Consider the following 22293-nt stretch of genomic DNA (forward strand, 5'->3'; position numbering starts at 1 on the left):
CTCCTTCACGAGTAAAACACCTAGTAACATCTTACTCGTGAACGGTTCCTTGCTCCAGACCCTGCGCTCCCGAGATGCCCTGCGGATCACGTCCATGTTCGGCGGCGTGCTGGTGCCGGCCCTGCGGGTCGGCGTCTCCTACGCGGTGCCGATCGTGGTGCTGCTGGCGACCGGGCACCTGGAGCTGGCTCCGTTCGCCGCGCTGGGCGCCTTCACCTCCCTGTACTGCCGCGTCGACACCTACGCGCGTCGAGCGTGGCTGCTGGCGGTGGTGGCCGCGGGCCTGACCGCGAGCGTGGCCACCGGCGCGATGGCCTCGGCGGCCGATGCCGGCGGCGTGACCAAGGTCGTCGTCCTGACTGTGGTGGCGACGCTGTCGAAGCTGCTCGCCGACGTGCTGCGGCTGGGCCCGCCCGGCGGGCTGATGTTCGTCTTCGCCGCGGGCGCGGCCGCGTACTCACCGCAGGCGTGGGGTGGGGTCGCGATCGCCATCGCGGTCACCGCCGCATCGGCGGCCCTGTCGTACCTGATCAGCATGCTGGGCGGGGTGCTGCACCCGACCGGGCCGCACCGGTTGGCCACGGCCCGGGCGCTGCTGGCGGTCGCCGACCACCTCCAGAACCCGAGCTCCGCGTCCCGCCGCCGCGCGCACGGCTCGGTGCACCACGCGCTGACCGCGCTGCGCGCGGGTGAAGGCCGGGCGGCGATCCGGTTGCGGGGACACCTGGCCCACGCGCTGCACCTGCTGCACCACCCGGCCGAGGTCGCCGAGGACCTGCGCGCCACCGGCAAGAGGCTCCGTCGCGGCAGGATCCCGGACCCGGCGCTGATGCGACCTCTCCCCCGCCCGGTGGCCGCGGGACGCGCCCGGCTGCGGGAGTTCCGCACCAACGCGCTGCGGATGGCGGTGGCATGCCTGGTCACCGGCCTGATCGCGTCGACGTTCGAGCTCGACCACGCCTACTGGGCGGTGGTCTCGGTCAGCTCCGTGCTGCAGTCGCACAACACCGCCGCGACCTGGCAGCGTGCCCTGCAGCGCAGCGCGGGCACCATCGCGGGTTCCCTGCTGGCGCTGGGGATCTTCGCGGCGGATCCGACGGCGGTCGTGCTCCTGGTCGTGATCGTGGTCTGCCAGATCGCCGCCGAGCTGGTGGTCATGGCCAACTACGGGCTCGGCCTGACCTTCGCCACACCGCTGGCGCTGTGCCTGGCGGCGCTGGGGCACCCGGCCGACCGCCTGCACCTGGTCGCCGAGCGGGTCGGGATGACGTTGTTCGGCGCGCTGCTGGGCGTGGTCGTCTGCCTGGTGCTGACCAACCGCCAGGCGCGCGCGCGGTTGCGCGAGGCGCTGGAGACCTGCCGCGGCGCCACGCGGAACCTGCAGCGCTCCCCCGCCGACCCGGAGGCGCGCGACGACCTGGTGCGGGCGGTGTTCGGGCTGCGCGATGCGCACCTGGTCGCCGTGGGCGAACCGCTGCGGGCGCACCACGACGACCAGGAGGTGCTCGACTGCGAGCACGACGCGTACCGGCTGCTGGCCGCCACCACCGCCTCACACCAGGGCGCGGTGAGCCCGGGTCATTCGACGCCGAGCCGTGCCAGCAGTTCGGCGCGCAGCGACACGAACTCGGGGTCGCCGACCTCGCGCGGGCGCGGCAGGTCCAGCACGCGGTCGTAACCGATGCGGCCCTCGTTCATCACCAGCACGCGGTCGGCGAGCAGCAGAGCTTCCTCGACGTCGTGCGTGACCAGCAAGATCGCGCAGCCGTGCCGCTTCCACAGCTCTCCCACCAGCTGCTGGGCCTTGAGCCGGGTGAGTGCGTCGAGCGCTGAGAACGGTTCGTCGAGCAGCAGCAGGTCCGGCTCGCGGACCAGGGCGCGTGCCAGCGAGGTGCGCTGCGCCTCGCCGCCGGAGAGCACCTTGGGCCACACGTCCACCCGGTGGCCGAGGCCGACCTCCTCCAGCGCCGCGACGGCGCGCTGCTTGTCGGGGCGTCCGGGAAGCCCGAGGACGACGTTGTGCCACACGCGTTTCCAGGGCATCAGGCGCGGCGACTGGAACGCCACCGCGCGTCGCTCGGCGACCTCGACCTCGCCGGTGACCTCCTGGTCGAGGTCGGCCAGGATCCGCAGCAGCGTCGACTTGCCGCAGCCGCTGGGCCCCAGCAGCGCGACGAACTGCCCGGGCTCGATGTCCAGGTCGAGCCCGTCCAGGACCGCGCGATCTCCGAACCTGCGTGAAAGCCCCCGGACCGCAGCTGGTTTCGCGGTCACTTCCCGCTGAACGCCGGTCGCCATGCCAGCACCACCCTTTCCAGTGCGCGGACGATGAAGTCGGCGACGAGGCCGAGCAGGGCGTAGAGCACGAGGCAGACCACGATCACGTCGGTCTGGAAGAACTCGCGCGCGGTGTTCATCTCGTAGCCGATGCCCGCGGAGGCGTTGATGGTTTCGCCGAACACCAGCGCCAGCCACGCCGATCCGAGCGCGTAGCGCAGGCCGACCAGGGCGTTGGGCATGGCGGCGGGCAGGATCACGTGCCGCACCTGCGCCAACGGCCCCAGCCCGAGCGTCTTGGCGGCTTCCACCAGACCGGCGTCGACGTTGCGGATGCCGCCGTAGATGTTCATGTACAGCGGGAAGGTCACCGCGAGCGCGATCAGCACGATCTTGGGCTCTTCGCCGATGCCGAACCAGATGATCAGCAGCGGGATCAGGCCGATCACCGGCACGGTGCGCAGCATCTGCATCGGCGCGTCGATGAGGTTCTCGCCGCGCCGGAACAGGCCCGACAGCGTCGCCAGCACGGTCGCGGCCACCACGCCGATCGCCAGGCCGGCGCCGACGCGCTGCAGCGACACCGCGATGGCCTCCTGCAGCCGCCCTTCGGCGAACAGCTCGGCGCCGGTCTCCAGGACCGTGGCCGGTGAGGCGAGGGTGTCGTCGCTGAGCACGCCGGTGCTGCTGAGCACCTGCCACAGCGCGACCAGCGCGATCGGGCTGATCAGCTTGAAGGTCCAGCGGGGGACGCGGGTTTCGCGCCGCGCGGTGCGGGTGCGCACCTGCGTGACGGGTATCTGCTCACCCGTCGGCACGGGTGTGAGGTGTGTGGTCATGAGGGCTCCACGAGCGTGGGCGGACATGCGGCGGCGACCACCGGCCAGAAGAGGGCACGGCGGTGCGGGGAGAAGGCGGTGGAGAAGAGGTCAGGCGCGACACAGCGCCGAGGACACGCGGGAGAAGTCCACGTAGCCCCGGATCGTCAGCGGCACCGACGGGATCATGGCGATGACGCTAGCCCGGCCGGCACCGGGTGTAAACGGCGCTCCACGGAATGGGATCGGGAGCCGTACACCCTGGTCAGAGACCGGGTGGGCTAGGTTGTGGGGGTGATCGAGGAGCTTCTGCCAGCCGGGGTGGCCACCGCCGAGACCTTCGACGACCCGCCCGGGGCCGAGCTGTTCGACGCCGAAGCGGCAGCGATCGCGAAGGCGGTCGCCAAGCGGCGCCGGGAGTTCACCAGCGGCCGCTGGTGCGCGCACCGGGCGATGCGGGCGCTGGGAGTCGAGCCGGTGCCGCTGCTGCGCGGCGAGCGCGGCGCACCGCAATGGCCCTCGGGCCTGGTCGGCAGCATCACCCACTGCGCTGGTTATCGGGGCGCGGCAGTGGGGTTCAGCCGCGAGGTGCGTTCGGTGGGCATCGATGCCGAGGAGCACCAACCGCTGCCGGACGGCGTGCTCGAGGTGGTGTCCCGTCCTGAGGAGCGCGAGCACATCGCCGAGCTGACCGCGCGCGAGCCGGGCACGCGTTGGGACCGGGTCCTGTTCAGCTGCAAGGAATCGGTCTACAAGACGTGGTACCCGGTCACCGGCGAGTGGCTGGGTTTCGAGGACGCGGAGCTGGAGTTCGGCGCGGGGACCTTCACCGCGCGGCTGCACAAGAGCGCGGGTGGGCTGACGGGCTTCACCGGGCGCTGGATGGCTCGCGACGGGCTGGTGCTCTCCGCCGTCGCGTTGCCGGAATAGGTGGAGGACGCCTCCCCGCCTCCCGCCGACCCGGCGCACGTTCGTTCCCCCTCGAGGAATCGCTCGGCGCGGGCATCAGCGGAAACACCTGGCGGCAGGAAGGCGCCCTCCACTCCCCCCTCGCAATGGACTGGGAGCCTCACGCCCGGTTCTTGAGGGCGCGGGCGACCTCGACCACGCGGCGCGCCTGCACCGCGGCTGCGGCGCGGGTGACGTCGTCGACCTTGTTCTCGCCCTGAGCGTCGACGTGGCTGGTGCCGTAGGGGTTGCCGTCGACGAACTTGCTGGCGTCGGTGTAGCCCGGCGCGACCACGATGCCGCCGAAGTGGTGGATGGTGTTGTACAGCGCGAGCAGCGTGGACTCCTGACCGCCGTGGGCGGTGGAACTGGAGGTGAAGCCGCTGTAGACCTTGTCGGCGAGCTGGCCCTGGGCCCACTGGCCGCCGAGGGTGTCGATGTACTGCTTGAGCTGGGCGGCGATGTTGCCGAAGCGGGTCGGCGAACCGAAGATCACCGCGTCGGCCCACACCGCGTCGGCGGCGGTGGCCTCGGGGACCGAGCGGGTGGCCTCGACGTTGGCGCGCCAGGCGGGGTTGGCGTCGATCGCAGCGTCGGGGGCCAGTTCCGGCACCCGGCGCAGCCGCACTTCGGCGCCCGCAGCCTCGGCCTCGGCGACCAGGGTGTTGGCGATTTCAGCACCGATTCCGGTGGACGAGTAGTAGATGACGCTGACCTTCACGTTGCTCACGACCCGAAACTCCTGTTCACGCAGCGGATCATCCGAACCGGCCGGTCTCTTACGCGGAAGACAGTAATCCGAAGAATGTCTTCCGCGCAAGCGACTTTCTGGAAAATGTCTTTCATGTAGTATGGATCTCCACGACCCGCAGTGAAGGAGCGTTGCGTTGAGCGAGGCGATCAGTCCGGACAGTGCCGTCGACGACGACGAGATCGTCACCTGGTGGGGCCTGGTCATCGAGGGCTACCACGTCACGGCCGACAAGCTCGCGACCGCGATCATGGATGGGTACGGGCTGCCGATGGCCTCGTTCGACATCCTGATCCGGCTGGTGCGCTCGCCCGACAACCGGATGCCGATGACCAAGCTCGCGCGGGAAGCGGCGCTGAGCAGCGGTGGGTTCACCAAGGTCGCCGACCGGCTGGCCAAAGCGGACCTGATCCGCCGCGTGCCCAGCGAGACCGACCGGCGGGTGACCTACGCAGAACTGACCGATCACGGCTTGGACGTGGCCAGCCGCGCCCGCCAGACCTGTGCCCAAGTCCTGCGCGACCACGTGCTGACCCCGCTGGGCAAGTCCGATTCCCTCGCCCTCGCCCAGGCCATGCGCACGCTGCGCGAGGCCAACTCCCCGCAGGAGTGAGAGCCGCTCAGCACGCACTCGGTTCGGCGGAGCCGAGGCGGTGCGAGCCGAGCCCCGCGCCTGGTCAGGGTGCCGCGGCACCCTGACCAGGGCTCAGAGCACGTCGGCGACCGCGGTGCCGGTTTCGTTCAGCGGCAGGCCGAGGTCGGCGCGTTCGACCAGCCAGCGGCTGGGCCGGTACCGAGGGTCGCCAGTGGCCGAGTGCAGCGAGCGCAGGATCGTCAGCACCCGGCGCGGGCCCACCTGCTGCCCCCATTCCAGCGGGCCGCTCGGGTAGCCCAGCGCCAGGCGCACGGCGGTGTCGATGTCCTCGGGCGTGGCCAAGCGCTGCTCGGCGATGAAGCAGCTGGTGTTGACGATCGAGGCGAGCAGCCGCTGGGCGATCATCCCCGGGCCGTCGCGCACGATGGTCACCGCGCGCCCGGTGGCGGCCAGCGCCGCCCAGGCCGCGCGGGCCATGTCGCGGTCGGTGGCCGGGTGCACGGTCAGCGTGCAGCGCGTGGCGTTGCTCAGCGGATCGACGCCGCAGACCTGCTGGGCGGGCAGGCGCGCCGACAGCGCCGCCGAGGCCGCGCTGTGGCCGTGCGGCGTGAGCAGCACGATCGCCGCCGAGCTCGGTTCCTCCCCGCGCTCGACCGGGCTGCCGACCTCGGCCAGCGCGTCGAGCAGCGCGGCGTCGTCGGACCACACGGGCCTGCCGGTCGGTTCGGGTGCCGCCGGTTCGGGGCGTTCCTGCTTGACGCCGTCCTCGTAGCGGTAGAAGCCCTCCCCCGTCTTGCGCCCCAGCAGTCCGGCCTCCAGGCGGGAGCGGGTGATCGGCGACGGACGCAGCCGGGGGTCGCCGTAGTAGCCGCTGAAGATGCTCTCCATCGCCGGGTGCGTGACGTCCAGCGCGGTGAGGTCCATCAGCTCGAACGGCCCCATCCGCAGCCCGAGCACGTCGCGCGCGATGCGGTCGACGTCCTCGGGCAGGGCCAGGTCCTCGGCGAGGATCTGCAGCGCTTCGGTGATCAGCCCGCGTCCGGCGTGGTTGACCAGGAACCCGGGGGTGTCGGTGGCCCGCACCGGCGTGTGGCCGAGCCTGCGGACCAGCTCGGTGAGCGCGTCGGGCAGGTCCGCGGCCGTGCGGGCCCCGGGGATGACCTCGACCAGCCGCATCAGCGGCACCGGGTTGAAGAAGTGCAGGCCGGCCAGGCGGCTCGGGTCCTGCAGCGCGGTGGCGATCGAGGTGACCTGCAGCGAGCTGGTGTTGGTGGCGAAGACGGTGCGCTGCGGCAAGGCGCGCTCCAGACCGGCGAACAGCTCGCGCTTGGTGTCGAGGTCTTCGCGAACGGCCTCGACGACCAGGTCGCAGTCCGCGGGGTCCAGCGGGTCGGAGAGCGGGACGAGACGGCCGGTCGCGGCCTCGGCCTGCTCGGCGCTCATCCGGCCCTTGCCGGCGAGCTTGTGGTACATCCGGCCGATCTCGGCGACCGCGGATTCCACGGCCTCGTGGCGGGCGTCGGCGAGTTGCACGGTGATGCCCGCCGCCGCGCAGATCTGGGCGATGCCCCGTCCCATGACGCCGGTGCCGATCACCCGCACGGTGTTCACGCGTTCCGCCCACTCGCCCGGCAGCATGGTCGACTCCTCCGTTGACGACGCCGATTCCGGTCAGCTTCGCACGCCTCGCCGAGAGCGTCCAATACCGAATTGCGGTACCAGTGAGACGCGACTCGACATAATCTCCGCTGCTTACGATCCGCGCGGGTGCTGTGCTACCAACGAAAGGACGACGCCGGAAACGGCGGCGTGCCAACGCGAAGGAGCAAGCGATGCGCGAAGCGGTGATCTGCGAGCCGCTGCGGACCCCGATCGGCCGGTTCGGCGGGGTGTTCAAGACGGTGTCGGCGGTGGAGCTCGCCGCGACGGCGATCAGGGGGCTGCTGGAGCGCACGGGCTTGCCCGGGGAGGCGATCGACGAGGTCGTCCTCGGCCACTGCTACCCCACCTCCGACGCCCCCGCGATCGGCCGGGTCGCCGCGCTCGACGCCGGGCTGCCGGTGGAGGTCGGCGGCACCCAGATCGACCGGCGCTGCGGCTCGGGCCTGCAGGCCGTGGTCGACGCGGCGATGCAGGTGCAGACCGGGGTCAGCGACGTGGTGCTGGCCGGTGGCGCCGAGGCCATGAGCAGCGCGCCCTTCTACACCACCGAGGCCCGCTGGGGCATTCGCGGCAGCGGGCTGGAGCTGCACGACTCGCTGGCCCGGGGCCGCACGACCGCCGGCGGGAAGAACCACCCGGTTCCGGGCGGCATGCTGGAAACCGCCGAGAACCTGCGCCGCGAGTACGGCATCCCGCGCGAGGAGCAGGACGAGCTCGCGCTGCGCTCGCAGCAACGCGCCGCCGAGGCCCAGCAGGCCGGCCGGTTCGACGACGAGCTGGTGCCGGTGACGGTGCGCTCCCGCAAGGGCGACGTCGTCATCGACGCCGACGAGCACCCGCGTCCGGACACCACCCTCGAGCAGCTCGCCGGGCTCAAGCCGGTGCTGGGCAAGAACGACCCCGAGGCGACGGTGACGGCGGGCAACGCCAGCGGCCAGAACGACGCGGCCGCGATCTGCGTGGTCACGACCCCGGAGAAGGCCGCTGAGCTGGGGCTTCGCCCGCTGGTGAAGCTGGTGTCGTGGGCGCGGGCGGGCGTGCCGCCGCGCACGATGGGCATCGGTCCGGTCCCCGCGACGGCCAAGGCGCTGCAGCGTGCCGGGATCGACCTGGCCGATGTGGACCTGATCGAGCTCAACGAGGCGTTCGCCGCGCAGGTGCTGGCCTGCACCCGCGAGTGGGAGTTCAAGCCCGCCGACTTCGACCGGCTCAACGTCAACGGCTCCGGCATCTCCCTCGGGCACCCGGTGGGCGCCACCGGCGGCCGGATCCTCGCGACGCTCTCCCGCGAGATGCAACGCCGGGAGGCTCGCTACGGGCTGGAGACCATGTGCATCGGAGGTGGCCAGGGCCTCGCGGCCGTCTTCGAGCGGGTTTAGTCCACAGTGGAGGAAGGCGGCTGTCGGCGGCGGCGATTAGGCTGAACGGCGTTCTCAGCGATCTGTTTCGAGGAGCTGTTCATGGCGATCGCCACCGCTGACAAGGTCGACCGCGAAGCGCTGCTGGAGTTCCTGCGGCCGAGGCACAAGGCAATCCTGCTCACCAGCCGGGCCGACGGGCGGCCGCAGATGTCTCCGCTGACCTGCGGGGTGGACACCGAGGGCCGGTTGGTCATCTCGACCTACCCGGAACGAGCCAAGACGCGCAACCTCCGCCGCAACCCGCAGGCGTCGGTGTGCGTGGTCTCCGACGAGTGGAACGGCCCGTGGGTGCAGGTCGACGGCACCGCCGAGGTGCTGGACATGCCCGACGCGCTGGACGGTCTCGTCGAGTACTTCCGGTGCATCTCCGGCGAGCACCCGGACTGGGACGAGTACCGGGAGGCGATGGTCCACCAGGACAAGTCGCTGCTCCGGATCACCATCGAGCGATGGGGTCCGATCGCCACCGGCGGTTTCCCGGCTCGCCTGGCTCAGGACTGACTGCGCGGCCTGACGTCCCGCTCCGGGGCGGGGCGTCAGGCGGTGCGGACGCGGACGCTGAAGGCCCGGGAGAAGCGGGCGCTCCGCAGGAACAGCGAGATCAGCAGCAACCAGCCGAATCCGACGCACAGGGCGATGCGCTGGTAGAGCCCCGCGTGGGGCTGGAAGTCGGGGACCTGGGCGAATCCGAGCACGGACAGCACGAGTCCGACGAGGAAGATCACGGCGGTGACGAAGCAGTAGGCGGCCCACCACGGGTGCTTCGTGGACCAGAACAGGCGGCCGAGCAGCCCGCTCGCGGCGGGCAAGCCCAGGAACACGCCCGCGGAGAACACCTGGTGGAGCACTCCCGTCGCGGTGACCTCGAACTCCTCACCGGCCGGGTAGCCGCCGACCGGGTCGGTGGTGAAGAAGCCGGCGCCGATGAGCCCGACGCCGATGGCGATGATCAGACCGGGAATCCACCAATCGCCGCCTAATCGCAGCAGCACGGACCGCACGCCGAAGGCGAAGCTGGTGACGAGCACACCGCTGATGCAGAAGTTCACCGCCTGCGTCCAGCCGAGCGAGCCGATGGCCAGCGAGCTCACCGGGTGGCGCAGCGGGTCGTACCCCGACCGCAGGGAACCTATGACCAGGAACGCCGCCACGAACAGCACCGCTCCCGCGGTTCCGCAGCGGAGCAGCGTCCGTTCATCGCGAGCCTGCAACATGCGCGGCAGCCTAGCCGCACGTGTCATCGGCTGATGTCACGGTCGTAACCAGCGCCACTTCCGCGGTCAGCCGCGTCCCAGTCTGCGGACGGCCGCACCGCCGCCGATCAGCAGCACGAGTCCGGCCAGCGCCCAGCGACGCTTCTCCTCCGTGGTGTGCCCGGTTTCCTCGGCGTCGGGTTCCTCGGAGGAAGAAGTGGGAGTGGTGGTTTCGGGTGATTCGCTCGGTTCTTCGGCCGGTGGTGGCGGTGCCGGCGTGCGGGTGGGGGTCGGTCGCGGCGGGGTCGGCGTTTGCTCGGCGGTCGCCGAGGGCGGTGGGGGTGGCGTGGTCGAGGGCGGCGACGTGGGTGGCGGCGAAGGCGGTTCGGGGGGCAGTGGTGCGGGCGACGGCGGTTTCCGCAGGCAGCCGGTGGCGTCGGAGCTGGACATCCCCGGCAGGTCGGCCAGCTCGTCCAACTCCCCTCCCCTGCTGATCCGGTAGACCCCGCCGCTGCGGTTGGCCGTGATGTGGAGCGCGCCGTCGCCGGCGGTCACGACCGATCCGTAGCTGTCCGGCAGCAGGGTCGGCAGCCACGACACGGGTTCGACGACGCCGGTCCGCTGGTCGAGCCGCACCACGGCCGGGATCCCCGCGTAGTTCTGGGCGACCCCGCGCAGCAGCCCGTCCGGGCCGATGTCGAAGTCGTCCACGGAGAAGGGCCCGTGCCGCTGCTCCAGCGCGATCGAGGACAGCACGTGCCGGAACGTCGGGCTGCTCGGGTCGACGTCCACTGTGTACAGGTAGTCGTCTTCGAGGACGTACCAGCGGTTTCCGCGGATCGCGCCGGCCGTGGGGTGTTCGAGGGGGTTCCACCGGGTGTCGGCGCGTCCGGCGATCACCGGCCCGAGGTCCAGCGGTGGGTCGGTCGGCCGCAGCGCCACCACGTGACCGCCGTCGGCGAAGCCCTCCGCGATTCCGTAGGCCCCGCCCTGCGCCGTCGAGTAGCCGATCGCGTTCATGCGGTGCGGCAGCACCCCGACCTGCGTGTCGACGAAGTCGGGCAGGCGCACCCGGTGCAGCACCGATGTCGTACCGGTGGTGCGCACCTGCACGACCTCGCACCCCGGAGCGGCCTGCGCCACCGGGCACACCACCGACGCCAGCAGTGCGAGGACGACCGCTAGCCCCGCCCGAGGCGGTCCAGCGCCCACTGGAAGGCCTCCGGTTCGATCCTGGACCCGCCGCTGAACGGGTTCTGCAGCTGGAAGATCGCGAACAGCAGCAACGCCAGCGCACCGGCCAATGTGGACACCAGCACGATGTGCGGGAACAACCTGGTTCCGCCGAAGAGGTTCGGCAGCAGCACGCACACCAGGCTGCCGACGATGAGCACGAACCACACCACCGCCACCACTCCTCGATCGAAGGCGCGGGTGAGGCGCTCGTGCCGCTCGGAGTAGACCTCCTTGAGCTTGTCCAGGGCCTCGGACTTGCGGTCTTCTTGGAACTCGCCGTCGCCCTGCGCATCGACCACCGCCGCCCGGATCTGGTCGAGCCGGTGCCAGCCCGGTCCGCCGACCGGCTCGCTGCGCCGCATCGCCGGCCACTCGGTGCGGATCACGGTGTCGAGGTAGGACCGGCTGTGCGCCCGGACCTCCGCGGAGGCCGCTGCGGGCAGCGACTCCATCGCCCAGGACACCGCGACCAGGTATCCTGCGCTTCGGTGTAGGCGCCCTGGCGCGTCTCGCCGACCGCGTCGAACAGCGTGACCAGCACGAACGCCAGGACCACGGCCTGCAGACCGCTGATGATGGTGAAGACCTGCCCGGCGGCGTCGTTGTTGCTGGACCTGCCCTCGTCCTGGCCGATCCGGCGCACCGGGTAACCGATCAGCGCCGCACCGGCCGAAGCCCCCAGCCCCCAGAGCGTTCCAGCCAGGACCAGGATCACTCGGCGACTCCGGCGGGGGCTTCACAGGCGGCGTCGGGTAGTCGTGGCGCCGGCACCCGTGGCGCCTCCGGTTCGAGCAGGTCGCCGACGTCGCAGCCGAGCACCTGGCAGATGACGTCGAGGTCTTCCAGCTTCAGGCTGGCGGGGGTCTTCGACCACAGGCCGGACATCTTCCCTGCGGAGATCACCAGCCCGTGCTCGGCGAATCTCCGCTGCAGGTCGGTGGCCTTCCAGATACCGCGCTGCGCCGCGACCAACCGCAAGTTCCACTTCACGCGAAATCGCCTCCTGGAGAAAACAGCTGACCGGTTCGCCGACCCTGATGGGCCTTCACAGATCCCGATCGAATCTGGAAACGCCCGGCGGAACCACTTCCCGAACAATACTCCGGAGATCCATCGGAAATGGATAACCCGATTCGTGGAATTCGAGTTCACATCCACGTCGCCCCGATGGAGCAACAACCGCCGTTACCACAGCTCCGCATTGCGCCGCCAGACTGATCGAGATCCGGAAAATCCGGACGTGAAAGACGTTTCACACCACGCTGCGTCACACAGTGGGAAGACCAGGTGATCACGGAGCTCCGCCGCGCTGACCACCGCGTATTGCCCCGTTCAGCACTTTCGGGTGACTGTACGGCCCCACCACCCGGTGCTAGCGTTCCGTTCGGAAGCAACACCAACTCCGCCGATCCCGCGCGGTCAACAATTCCTTCCACCCCTTTCCAATTCCGCGACGACAATCGTCGGTTCGCCTTTATCCACCCTGCTCCGAGTTCCCCGCTCGATGATTTTTCAGCACTAAGATTGGTGGTATTTCTGTCGTGACTGCGACCGATCCGACCAGCCCCGTCGACACCGAATCCCCGCAGCTGAGCCTGAGCACGGCCGCAGCCCGCAACCTGGCGACCACGACCAAGTCGGTCCCGCAGATGCAGGGCATCACCTCGCGATGGCTTCTGCGGATGCTGCCGTGGGTGCAGGCGGCCGGTGGCGTGTACCGGGTGAACCGGCGGCTGAGCTACACGCTCGGGGACGGCCGGATCACCTTCAGCAACACCGGTGCCGACGTCCGCGTCATCCCCCAGGAACTGCAAGAACTCCCGCTGCTGCGCGGATTCGACGACGAGGCGGCGTTGCGCGCGCTGGCGGACCGGTTCGTGCAGCGCCAGTTCGAGCCGGGCGAGGTGATCGCGAGTTCCGGTGACCCCGCCGAGGAAGTGGTGCTCATCGCCCACGGCAAGGTCAACAAGATCGGCACCGGTGAGTACGGCGACCAGACCGTGCTGGAGGTGCTCGCCGACGGCCAGTACTTCGGCGCGCAGGTGCTGGCCGGCGAGGCCGGTGAGTGGGACGCCAGCTACAAGGCGGTGACGCCCTGCACCGTGCTGTCCCTGGGCCAGCGGACGTTCCAGGAGCTCAACGGTTCCTCGGAATCGCTGCGCGAGCACGTCCGGCAGGCGCTGGCCGGGCCGAGCCGCCCGCACAACCCGCACGGCGAGGCCGACATCGACATCGCCTCCGGGCATTCCGGCGAGCCGTCGCTGACCGGCACCTTCGTCGACTACGAGCTCAAGCCGCGCGAGTACGAGCTCAGCGTCGCCCAGACCGTGCTGCGGGTGCACAGCCGCGTCGCCGACCTCTACAACCAGCCGATGAACCAGACCGAGCAGCAGCTCCGGCTCACCATCGAGGCGTTGCGCGAACGCCAGGAGGAGGAGCTGGTCAACAACCGGGAGTTCGGCCTGCTGCACAACGCCGACCTGCGGCAGCGCATCCCCACCAGGACGGGCCCGCCCACCCCGGACGACCTCGACGAGCTGCTGACGCTGGTGTGGAAGGAACCGGGCTGCTTCCTGGCGCATCCGCGCACCATCGCCGCGTTCGGCCGGGAGTGCAGCAAGCGCGGCTTGTACCCGCAGAGCATCGATCTCGGCGGGCACCAGGTCCCGGCGTGGCGCGGGGTGCCGATCTTGCCGTGCGACAAGTTGCACGTCAGCGACAAGCGCACCAGCTCGGTGATGCTGATGCGGCTCGGCGAGCAGAACCAGGGCGTGGTCGGCCTGCACCAGACCGGCCTGCCCGACGAGTACCGGCCGGGTCTGTCGGTGCGGTTCATGGGCATCAACGAGCAGGCGGTCATCTCCTACCTGGTCAGCGCCTACTACTCGGCCGCGGTGCTGGTCCCCGACGCGCTCGGCGTGCTCGAGCACGTCGAAGTGGGCCGCGAGAGCTGAGCAGGCGGGCCGGTCGCAGGGCCGGCCCGCTCCTCTTCCCGACCAGAGGAGTTGAACCACCTTGACCGCGACCGAGCAATCGGCGCTGAGCCTGAGCACCGAGGCTGCGCGCAGGCTCTCCACCACCACCAAGACGCAGCCGCAGATGCAGGGCAGGACATCGCGGTGGTTGCTGACGATGCTGCCGTGGGTCGACGTCGACGCAGGCGCCTACCGGGTCAACCGGCGGCTGACCTACACCTCCGGTGACGGCCGGATCACCTTCACCAACACCGGCGACGCCGTGCGCGTCATCCCCCGGGAGCTCACCGAGCTGCCGCTGCTGCGCGGGTTCGACGACGACTCGGCGCTGACCGCGCTCGCCGACCGGTTCGTGCAGCGGCACTACGAGCCCGGCCAGCTGATCTCGGTCGCCGGCGAACCGGCCACCGAGGTGGTGCTGATCGCGCACGGCAAGGTCGACAAGATCCGCGCGGGCGAGTACGGCGAGGACACCGTCACCGATACCCTGGCCGGTGGTGCCTTCTTCGGCTCGCAGGTGCTGGCGACCGCGCAGTCCACGTGGGACAGCACCTACCGAGCCGTCACGCCGTGCATCGTGCTCGCGCTCGGTCGTGCGGGCCTGCACGAGGTCACCAGGCAGTTCGACGAGCTGCGCGCGCACGTGGCCGCCGAGTACGCCTCCCCCGCGCCCGCGACCAACAAGCGCGGCGAGGCCGACATCGCGCTGGCCTCAGGGCATTCCGGCGAAGTCGCGCTGCCGGGCGCGTTCGTGGATTACGAGCTCGAACCGCGCGAGTACGAGCTCAGCGTCGCGCAAACCGTGCTGCGGGTGCACAGCCGCGTCGCCGACCTCTACAACCAGCCGATGAACCAGACCGAGCAGCAGCTCCGGCTCACCATCGAAGCCCTGCGCGAGCGCCAGGAGCGCGAGCTGCTCACCAACCGCGACTTCGGCCTGCTGCACAACGCCGACCTGCAGCAGCGCCTGCACACCCGCACCGGGCCGCCGACGCCGGAGGACCTCGACGAACTGCTGTCGCGGCGGCGCAAATCGCGGTTCTTCCTGGGGCATCCGAGGGCGATCGCCGCGTTCGGCCGGGAGTGCAACCGCCGGGGCGTGTACCCGCAGACCACTGCGGTGGGCGGCCAGGTCGTCCAGGCCTGGCGGGGCGTTCCGATCCTGCCCACCGACAAGATCCCGATCAGCGGCAAGGGCACCACCTCGATCCTGTGCATGCGCACCGGCGAGGACGACCACGGCGTGGTCGGACTGCGCCAGACCGGCATCTCCGAGGAGCACGAAGCCGGGATTTCGGTGCGGTTCTCGGGGATCAACGAGCAGGCGGTGATCTCCTACCTGGTCAGCGCCTACTACTCGGCCGCCGTGCTGGTCCCGGACGCGCTCGGCGTCCTGGAGAACGTCGAAATCACCCGCTGAGCGAAGGGAATCCGCAGATGACCACGATGCAGCAGGACGCGAACCGGGCCGGTCAGGCCTTCGAGGCGCTGACCAGCAGCCGGACCATGGTCGAGCCGGCGTTGCGAGCGGCGGTGGACCGGCTCCCGGACCGGATGCGCAAGGTCGCCGGTTACCACCTGGGCTGGTTCGACGAGCACGGCAACCCGGTGCGGGCCGACCGCGGCAAGGCGTTGCGGCCGGCGATGGTGCTGCTCAGCGCCTCGGCGGTCGGCGGCGATCCGGCAGACGCGGTTCCGGCGGCGGTGGCGGTGGAGCTGGTGCACAACTTCTCGCTGCTGCACGACGACGTGATGGACGGCGACGTCACGCGCCGACATCGGCCGACGGCCTGGACTGTTTTCGGCAACTCCACGGCGATCCTCGCCGGTGACGCGATGCTGGCGCTGGCGGCCGACGTGCTCGCCGCGTCGCAGCACCCGGAGGCGGCGAGCGCGGTCCGGATGCTCAGCAGCGCGGTGATCGGGCTCATCGACGGGCAGAACTCGGACCTGGAGTTCGAGACCCGCGCCGACGTCGACGTCGCGGAGTGCCAGCGGATGGCCCGCGACAAGACCGGGGCGCTGCTGGGCTGCGCGTGCGCTCTCGGGGCGCTCAGCGGCGGCGGATCCCCGGAGCAGATCACCAGGATGCGCAGCTTCGGGGAATGTCTCGGGCTGGCGTTCCAGCACGTCGACGACCTGCTGGGCATCTGGGGCGATCCGGCGATGACCGGCAAGCCCGTGTTCTCCGATCTGCGGACCCGCAAGAAGACGCTGCCGGTGGTCTCGGCCCTGACCTCCGGCACCAGCGCGGGCCAGCGGCTGGCCGCGCTCTACTACCGCGAGCAACCGCTGATCAGCGGCGAGTTGGCCCAGGCCGCGGAACTCGTCACGCTCGCGGGTGGCAAGGCGTGGAGCCAATCCCAAGCCGACGAGCTCCTGGCCGCGGCGCTGTCGGATCTGCGCAAGGCGGACCCGGACGAGGAGGCGGCGGATTCGCTGACCGCCCTCGCTCAGCTGGTTGCCCGCCGGGACCACTGAGTCCCGGCGCCCGGAAACGACGGCTCCAGCCGCTTCTCGCCCCTCCCGGCTGGAGCCGTCCCCGGTCCTCAGGCGTCGCGCCGGTTCCGGGTGAGCAGACCGATGACGCCCGCGGCGATCGCGGAGATGAGGAAGGAGGTCAGGGCCGCGCTCATCCAGGTGGGAACGGTGAACCCGGCGGCTTCGCGGGCGCTGGTCCAGAACGCGGTCCACCAGCCGAGTTCACCGGGGTTGATCAGCTGGAACGTCGCGAAGCCCAGCAGCCAGGCCACGAGCATCCCCCAGCGCGACGGGGCCTGGGCGGAGACGTCCCACTCGCGGCTGCGGGCGTTGTAGAAGTAGTCCACCGCCAGCACGCCGAACATCGGCACGAACACCGACCCGATCAGCAGCAGGAAGTTGGAGAACTGCTCGATGTCCATCGTCAGCGCCGCCAGCGTGCTGACCGCGCCGACGACCAGGCTCAGCACGCGGCGGTCGGTGCTGGGACGCAGGTTCTGGATCGACACCGCGGTCGAGTAGGTGTCGGCGAAGGACTGGTCGACCTCGCGCAGCACCAGCACCGCGAAGAACAGCACGCCCAGCGGAGCGGCCAGCAGCGGGTCGAAGGCCTTGTCGCCGTCGAAGCCGACCAGCGCCAGGCCGAGCAGGCCCAGCAGGTAGCAGGCGATCTGGGTGATCGAGTAGCCGACGGTGGCGGCGGTGAACGCGCCGCGCGCCGACCGGGAGTGCCGCGAGTAGTCCGAGGCGACCGGCAGCCAGGACACCGCCACGGCCAGGGCCGCGTCGGCACCCGGCCAGAAGCCCTCCCAGGACCCGTCGTGCATCGGCGGCAGCGGCTTGAGCAGCAGCTGCACGAAGAAGTAGACCATCGCGACGAGCACGGCGACGCTCACGTAGCGGCGCAGCAGCCGCAGCGCGCCGAGCGGCCGCAACGTCAGGCCGGTGGTGATCACCCCGGCGATCAGCACGTACAGCCACTGCGGTCCGCCGCCGAACAGGGCCTCCGCGCCCTGGGCGATCACCAGCAGTTCGAAGGTGCCCCAGCCGACCAGCTGCAGGATGTTGAGCACCGTCGGCACGTAGGACAGGCGGGTTCCGAACAGGCCGCGCAGCAGCATCATCGCCGGCGCGCCGGTGCGGGCCCCGGGGATGGCGGCGATGCCGACCATGAGGCTGCCCAGCACGGTTCCCACGATGGTCGCGGTCACCGCTGCCAGGAACGACAGCTGCGGCACTCCGGCCGGTGCGAGCACCGCGAGCGCTCCGCTGAAGCCCAGCAGGCTCACGCCGAGGTTGCCCCAGAACGCGCCCTGGTCGAGCACTCCCAGCGTTCTCGGCGCGGGTTCGTCCAGGGTGTTCGGAACTTCGGAACGTTCGACGTCAAGCGCCATCAACAGCTCCCTACGCCGGCATTATCCGGACAGGTTCGGCGGTCGGTGGCGCGCGTTGCCACCCTCTCAGCCCGGTGCGCCCGAGCTCCCGCGTGGATTCAGTCGGGCAGGACCCTACCCGATCGGGTGAAGCGCTGTCAGTCAGTGCCTGCGGTTGCCGAACAGGCCTCGGGTGATCTCGCGTCCTGCGGCGCTGGCGGCGGAGCGGAAGAACGAGCGCACGGCGGGGTTCTCGATCGCCTTCTGGAACATGCTCGCTTCCTGGTGTTGCGGCTGGCGCCGTTCGCCGGCTTCGGCAGCGGCGGCCGGTTCGGTGGCCTTCTTCGCGAGCTTCTCGTAGGCCGATTCGCGGTCGATCGTCTCGGAGTACTTGGCGTGCAGGTCCGAGGACTGGGCCGCGGCGCGCACGGAGTCCTCGCCGATGCTGCCCATCAGCGAGCGCGGTGGCCGCAGCCGGGTCCAGGCCACCGGTGTGGGCGCACCGGTCTCGGACAGCACCGTGACGATCGCTTCGCCGATGCCGAGCGTGGTCAGCGCCTGGTCGAGCTGGTAGTGCTCGGTGGTCGGGTAGGTCTTGACCGTGCGCGCGAGCGCCTTCTGGTCCTCGGGGGTGAACGCGCGGATGGCGTGCTGGACGCGCGCGCCGAGCTGGGAGAGCACCGGGTTGGGCAGGTCGGTGGGCAGCTGGGTGCAGAAGAACACGCCCACGCCCTTGGAGCGGATGAGCTTCACGGTCTGCTCGATGCGGTCCAGGAACGCCTTGGAGGCGTCGTTGAACAGCAGGTGCGCCTCGTCGAAGAAGAACACCAGCTTCGGCCGGTCGAGGTCACCGGCTTCGGGCAGTTCCTCGAACAGCTCGGCCAGCAGCCACATCAGGAACGTGGAGAACAGCACCGGGTTGGCCTGCACGTCGTCGAGCTCGAGCAGGTTGACCACGCCCTTGCCCTCGACCTGCCGCAGCAGGTCGGCCACCTCGAGCTCGGGTTCGCCGAAGAACTCGTCGCCGCCCTGGGCCTCCAGGTTGGACAGCGCCCGCAGGATCACCCCGGCACTGGCGGCCGAGACGCCGCCGATGCCCTTGAGGTCCTCCTTGCCTTCGTCGCTGGTCAGGTACTGGATGACCGAGCGGAGGTCCTTGGTGTCCAGCAACGCGAGTCCGCGCTGGTCGGCCCAGTGGAAGATCAGCCCCAGGGTGGATTCCTGGGTGGCGTTGAGCCCGAGCACCTTCGCCAGCAGCAGCGGCCCGAAGCTGGTGATCGATGCCCGGATCGGCACGCCGCGCCCGCCGGTGCCCAGCGAGAGGAACTGCGCGGGGTAGGACGTGGCCTGCCAGTCGTCGCCGACGTCCTGGGCGCGGGCGGTGAGCTTGTCACCGCCCTCCCCCGGCCTGGCCAGCCCGGACAGGTCGCCCTTGATGTCGGCGAGCACGACCGGGACTCCGGCCTCGGAGAGCTGTTCGGCGAGCAGCTGCAGCGTCTTGGTCTTGCCGGTGCCGGTGGCGCCCGCGACCAGTCCGTGCCGGTTGAGGGTGGCCAGCGGGATGCGCACCTGGGCCTGGGCGTCGGCCTCGTTGTCGATGACCACCGCCCCGAGGTCGACGGCGGCGCCCCCGGTCTCGTACCCGGACGCGATCTGCTCGGCAGCGCTGTTGTCGGTCACCGCAGTCTCCTCCCGGTCGGCACGTTCCCTTCGAAAGGTAGGTCGAGACCGCTGCCCGACCCGGGAGAGCCACTCGGTCGAGGGACAGGTGGGCGCGTCCCCCACTAGCACCCCGAACGAGGCACCAAAAGGCTCGTTGACCACCGGAAAGATCTCCTTCGGCGGCATGGGATGCATCGCTCGGTGGAGTTAGAGTCTGGTCAGACCACCCGGGTCCACCGAGCGTGCGTGAGGAGTTGAGGTCGTGACCGGTTTGGACCGCCTGCGGGCTCGTGTCGGCACCGAGGAAGCCCTGGTCGTGGCGTTCTCCGGGGGCGTGGACTCGGCGTTGCTGGCCGTGGTGGCGCACCAGGTGCTGGGGTCGCGGATGCTCGCCGTCACCGCGGTGTCGCCGAGCCTGGCGGCCGAGGAGCGCAAGCAGGCCAAGCGCTTCGCCCGCGAGCACGGGTTCGCCCACGTCGAGGTCTGCACCGACGAGGCCGACCGCCCGGAGTACGCCGCGAACGACGGAAACCGCTGCTACCACTGCAAGTCCGCGCTGTTCGACGCGCTGGAGCCGCTGGCGGCGGCGATGGGCGCGAACATCGCGCTGGGCACCAATGTGGACGATCTCGGCGATCACCGCCCCGGCCAGCACGCCGCAGCCCAGCGCGGCGCGGTCGCGCCGATGGTCGAGGCCGGGCTGACCAAGGCCGAGGTGCGCGAGGCCAGCGCGGCTCTCGGACTGTCCACTGCGGACAAACCGGCGGCCGCCTGCCTCGCTTCGCGCGTCGCCTACGGCGATCCGGTGACGCCGGAGGTGCTGGCCAGGGTCGAGAAGGCCGAGGCCGCCATCCACGAGCTGGGCTTCCCGGTGTGCCGGGTCCGCGCGCACGGTCAGGGCACGGTGGCGCGGCTGGAGGTGCCCGCCGAGGACATCGACCGCGCGGCCGCGCGCCACGCCGAGCTCGACGCCGCCGGCCGGGACGCGGGCTTCGAGTTCTGCGCGCTGGACATGGCGGGTTTCCAGAGCGGCCGGATGAACGTGCTGCTGCCGCTGCTGCCCGCCCGGACCGCGTCATGACCGGCTTCACCGACCTCGGCTACGCCCGGGTGGACACCGACCGGGAATCCCGGCAGGGCCTGCCCGAGGTCGTCTACGGCCCGGGCAAGCGCCCCGAGGAGATCACCGGCATCGTCACCGAACTGCTCGCCCGCAGCAGTGGTCCGGTGCTGGTCACCCGGGTGGAGCCGGAGGTCGCCGAGGCCGTGGAGGTGCCCGGGGGCAGCTACGACGAGACGGCGCGGCTGCTGGTCTGGCGCCCGGCGGCGGGACGGGACTTCCGGTTGTGCGTGGCCACCGCGGGCACCTCGGACTGGCCGGTCGCGGCCGAGGCCGAGGCCGTCGCCGCCGCGATCGGCTTGCGCACGCACGTGGTCCGCGACGTCGGAGTCGCCGGCATCCACCGGTTGCTGGCCGCGAGCGAGGACCTCCGGCAGGCCGACGCGGTGATCGTGGTCGCCGGCATGGAGGGCGCGCTGGCCAGCGCCGTGGGTGGTTTGGTGTCCTGCCCGGTGGTCGCGGTGCCGACCTCGACCGGCTACGGCGCCTCGCTGGAGGGCGTCACGGCGCTGCTGGCGATGCTCACCTCGTGCGCGGCCGGGTTGACCGTGGTCAACATCGACTCGGGTTTCTCCGCCGCGATGGCCGCGCACCGGCTGGCCACGGTGGCACGGCGATGATCCTCTGGCTCAACCCCGCGACCGGTCTCTCCGGCGACATGCTGCTGGGCGCGCTGCTCGGGCTCGGCGCACCGCTGGAGGAGGTCCGGGTGGCCATCGGGTCCACCGGGCTGACCGGGTGGTCGCTGACCGCCGAGCAGGTGGACGTCGACGGGATCGCCGCGACCAAGGCGGTCGTGACCGCAACCGATGACGCCCCGGAACGCCACGCCGCCGAACTCGTCGAACTCGCCTCCCGCGCCCGCCCGGAACCCGTTGCGGAGCTGGCGGTTTCCGCGCTCGACGCGATCGCGCGGGTGGAGGGGCGCCTGCACGACCGCGACCCGGCCGAGGTGCACCTGCACGAGGTCGGCGGGCTGGACACCATCGTCGACACCGTCGGCGTGGCGGCCGCGTTGCACGCGCTGTCGATCACCGCGGTGCACTCCGCCCCGATCGCGCTGGGTTCGGGCACGGTCCGCTGCGCGCACGGCGTGCTCCCCGCACCCGCTCCGGCGACGTTGCGGCTGCTGGAAGGCGCTTCGGTGGTCGGCGCGGACCTCACCGGGGAGACCGTCACCCCGACCGGCGCCGCGCTGGTCTCGGCGGTGGGCGTCCGGTTCAGCCCGCCCCCTGCGATGACGCTGGGTGCCACCGCCTACGGCGCGGGCACCAAGCGGTTCGCGCAGCGCCCGAACGTCCTGTCGGCGTCGCTGGGCTCCTCCCCCGGCGAGGCGGCGACGATGGTCGAGGTGGAGTGCAACGTCGACGACGTGACCGGTGAATCCTTGGGCCACGTGGTGGAGCGGCTGCTCGACGCCGGGGCGGCCGACGCGTGGACGAGCCCGGTGACGATGAAGAAGTCGCGACCCGCCCACGTGCTGCACGTCCTCTGCGCGCCCACCGACGAGGCGGAGCTGACCGGAATCGTGCTGGCCGAGACCGGGGCCCTCGGCATCCGGCGGCACGAGGTCCAGCGCACCGCGCTGCCCCGCCGCACCACGACCGTGCTCGTGCGGGGGCAGTCGATCCGCGTCAAGCACGGACCGCACCGCAGCAAGCCCGAGCACGACGACGTCGCAGCGGCGGCGAAGGCCCTCGGCCTCCCGCTGCGCACCGTCGCCGAACTGGCGCTGGCCGAAACGCGCGACTAGGTCGTGCCCGTCGCCGCTCGTCACTACG

22 protein-coding genes and 1 riboswitch are annotated in these 22293 nt (G+C 71.0%); of the genes, 11 read left to right on the forward strand and 11 right to left on the reverse strand.

Annotation, left to right across the window (positions count from 1 at the left end):
• Positions 1–37 precede the first annotated feature (37 nt).
• The gene (locus R4I43_RS17055; RefSeq protein WP_324266614.1) at positions 38–1678 is read left to right on the forward strand and encodes an FUSC family protein; all 1641 of its coding nucleotides are present in this window, start codon (positions 38–40) and stop codon (positions 1676–1678) included.
• Here the strand turns inward: R4I43_RS17055 and R4I43_RS17060 are convergent.
• Both R4I43_RS17060 and R4I43_RS17065 read right to left on the reverse strand, forming a co-directional pair.
• A complete protein-coding gene (locus R4I43_RS17060; RefSeq protein ID WP_324266615.1) occupies positions 1579–2298 on the reverse strand; it encodes an ABC transporter ATP-binding protein in 720 nt (239 codons plus the stop codon). The genes R4I43_RS17055 and R4I43_RS17060 overlap by 100 nt on opposite strands.
• Positions 2271–3116: an ABC transporter permease gene (locus R4I43_RS17065; protein WP_324266616.1), complete on the reverse strand. Its 846-nt coding sequence runs from the start codon at positions 3114–3116 to the stop codon at positions 2271–2273. Before R4I43_RS17065 ends, R4I43_RS17060 begins: the two co-directional genes overlap by 28 nt.
• Before the next feature lie 273 nt (positions 3117–3389).
• Between R4I43_RS17065 and R4I43_RS17070 the strand changes: the two genes are divergently transcribed.
• Positions 3390–4025 carry a 4'-phosphopantetheinyl transferase family protein gene (locus tag R4I43_RS17070; RefSeq protein WP_324266617.1) on the forward strand — a complete coding sequence of 212 codons (636 nt, stop codon included), beginning with the start codon at positions 3390–3392 and terminating at the stop codon, positions 4023–4025.
• A 139-nt stretch (positions 4026–4164) separates the two neighbouring features.
• On the opposite strand, the gene wrbA is transcribed toward R4I43_RS17070, so the two are convergent.
• Positions 4165–4773, reverse strand: coding sequence for an NAD(P)H:quinone oxidoreductase (gene wrbA, locus R4I43_RS17075; RefSeq protein WP_324266618.1), 609 nt, complete (start codon positions 4771–4773; stop codon positions 4165–4167).
• Between the two features lie 157 nt (positions 4774–4930).
• Between wrbA and R4I43_RS17080 the strand changes: the two genes are divergently transcribed.
• Positions 4931–5407 (forward strand): MarR family winged helix-turn-helix transcriptional regulator, encoded by a 477-nt coding sequence (locus R4I43_RS17080; RefSeq protein WP_324266619.1) that lies wholly within the window; start codon positions 4931–4933, stop codon positions 5405–5407.
• A 93-nt stretch (positions 5408–5500) separates the two neighbouring features.
• Here the strand turns inward: R4I43_RS17080 and R4I43_RS17085 are convergent, their stop codons facing one another.
• A complete protein-coding gene (locus R4I43_RS17085; protein ID WP_324266620.1) occupies positions 5501–7027 on the reverse strand; it encodes a 3-hydroxyacyl-CoA dehydrogenase in 1527 nt (508 codons plus the stop codon).
• Between the two features lie 194 nt (positions 7028–7221).
• On the opposite strand from R4I43_RS17085, the gene R4I43_RS17090 reads away from it, so the two are divergent.
• Together R4I43_RS17090 and R4I43_RS17095 are read left to right on the forward strand one after the other, a co-directional pair.
• Positions 7222–8430 (forward strand): acetyl-CoA C-acetyltransferase, encoded by a 1209-nt coding sequence (locus R4I43_RS17090; protein WP_324266621.1) that lies wholly within the window; start codon positions 7222–7224, stop codon positions 8428–8430.
• Between the two features lie 81 nt (positions 8431–8511).
• Positions 8512–8973, forward strand: coding sequence for a PPOX class F420-dependent oxidoreductase (locus R4I43_RS17095; RefSeq protein WP_407691264.1), 462 nt, complete (start codon positions 8512–8514; stop codon positions 8971–8973).
• Between the two features lie 35 nt (positions 8974–9008).
• Here the strand turns inward: R4I43_RS17095 and R4I43_RS17100 are convergent, their stop codons facing one another.
• The 5 genes from R4I43_RS17100 to R4I43_RS17120 form a co-directional block, all read right to left on the reverse strand.
• Positions 9009–9686, reverse strand: coding sequence for a DUF998 domain-containing protein (locus tag R4I43_RS17100; protein ID WP_324266622.1), 678 nt, complete (start codon positions 9684–9686; stop codon positions 9009–9011).
• 66 nt (positions 9687–9752) lie between these two features.
• A complete protein-coding gene (locus tag R4I43_RS17105) occupies positions 9753–10877 on the reverse strand; it encodes a DUF6923 family protein (RefSeq protein WP_324266623.1) in 1125 nt (374 codons plus the stop codon).
• Positions 10847–11365 (reverse strand): bestrophin-like domain, encoded by a 519-nt coding sequence (locus R4I43_RS17110; RefSeq protein ID WP_324266624.1) that lies wholly within the window; start codon positions 11363–11365, stop codon positions 10847–10849. Before R4I43_RS17110 ends, R4I43_RS17105 begins: the two co-directional genes overlap by 31 nt.
• The gene (locus tag R4I43_RS17115) at positions 11284–11616 is read right to left on the reverse strand and encodes a hypothetical protein (RefSeq protein ID WP_324266625.1); all 333 of its coding nucleotides are present in this window, start codon (positions 11614–11616) and stop codon (positions 11284–11286) included. The genes R4I43_RS17110 and R4I43_RS17115 overlap by 82 nt, the downstream gene beginning before the upstream one ends.
• Positions 11613–11891 carry a helix-turn-helix domain-containing protein gene (locus R4I43_RS17120; RefSeq protein WP_324266626.1) on the reverse strand — a complete coding sequence of 93 codons (279 nt, stop codon included), beginning with the start codon at positions 11889–11891 and terminating at the stop codon, positions 11613–11615. Before R4I43_RS17120 ends, R4I43_RS17115 begins: the two co-directional genes overlap by 4 nt.
• Before the next feature lie 551 nt (positions 11892–12442).
• Here R4I43_RS17120 and R4I43_RS17125 point away from each other — a divergent pair.
• The 3 genes from R4I43_RS17125 to R4I43_RS17135 all read left to right on the forward strand — a co-directional run bounded on the left by R4I43_RS17125 (position 12443) and on the right by R4I43_RS17135 (position 16357).
• Complete coding sequence (locus tag R4I43_RS17125; protein ID WP_324266627.1) at positions 12443–13855, forward strand: family 2B encapsulin nanocompartment shell protein; 1413 nt, start codon at positions 12443–12445, stop codon at positions 13853–13855.
• A gap of 61 nt (positions 13856–13916) precedes the next feature.
• Positions 13917–15296 carry a family 2B encapsulin nanocompartment shell protein gene (locus R4I43_RS17130; RefSeq protein ID WP_324266628.1) on the forward strand — a complete coding sequence of 460 codons (1380 nt, stop codon included), beginning with the start codon at positions 13917–13919 and terminating at the stop codon, positions 15294–15296.
• 17 nt (positions 15297–15313) lie between these two features.
• Positions 15314–16357: a family 2 encapsulin nanocompartment cargo protein polyprenyl transferase gene (locus R4I43_RS17135; RefSeq protein ID WP_324266629.1), complete on the forward strand. Its 1044-nt coding sequence runs from the start codon at positions 15314–15316 to the stop codon at positions 16355–16357.
• 68 nt (positions 16358–16425) lie between these two features.
• On the opposite strand, the gene R4I43_RS17140 is transcribed toward R4I43_RS17135, so the two are convergent.
• Together R4I43_RS17140 and R4I43_RS17145 are read right to left on the reverse strand one after the other, a co-directional pair.
• Entirely contained in the window at positions 16426–17751 is a 1326-nt protein-coding gene (locus tag R4I43_RS17140) for a purine-cytosine permease family protein (RefSeq protein WP_324266630.1), read from the reverse strand.
• A riboswitch (TPP riboswitch) is annotated at positions 17742–17853 on the reverse strand. (Overlaps the previous gene by 10 nt.)
• A gap of 39 nt (positions 17854–17892) precedes the next feature.
• Complete coding sequence (locus R4I43_RS17145; RefSeq protein ID WP_324266631.1) at positions 17893–19410, reverse strand: helicase HerA-like domain-containing protein; 1518 nt, start codon at positions 19408–19410, stop codon at positions 17893–17895.
• A gap of 244 nt (positions 19411–19654) precedes the next feature.
• Here R4I43_RS17145 and larE point away from each other — a divergent pair, with 244 nt between their 5' ends.
• The 3 genes from larE to larC are packed head-to-tail and all read left to right on the forward strand — an operon-like array spanning position 19655 to position 22265.
• A complete protein-coding gene (gene larE, locus R4I43_RS17150) occupies positions 19655–20473 on the forward strand; it encodes an ATP-dependent sacrificial sulfur transferase LarE (RefSeq protein WP_324266632.1) in 819 nt (272 codons plus the stop codon).
• Complete coding sequence (gene larB / locus R4I43_RS17155; protein WP_324266633.1) at positions 20470–21132, forward strand: nickel pincer cofactor biosynthesis protein LarB; 663 nt, start codon at positions 20470–20472, stop codon at positions 21130–21132. The genes larE and larB overlap by 4 nt, the downstream gene beginning before the upstream one ends.
• Positions 21129–22265 (forward strand): nickel pincer cofactor biosynthesis protein LarC, encoded by a 1137-nt coding sequence (gene larC, locus R4I43_RS17160; RefSeq protein WP_324266634.1) that lies wholly within the window; start codon positions 21129–21131, stop codon positions 22263–22265. Before larB ends, larC begins: the two co-directional genes overlap by 4 nt.
• Positions 22266–22293 lie beyond the last annotated feature (28 nt).

Source organism: Saccharopolyspora mangrovi (assembly GCF_035320975.1).
Lineage (GTDB): Bacteria > Actinomycetota > Actinomycetes > Mycobacteriales > Pseudonocardiaceae > Saccharopolyspora > Saccharopolyspora mangrovi.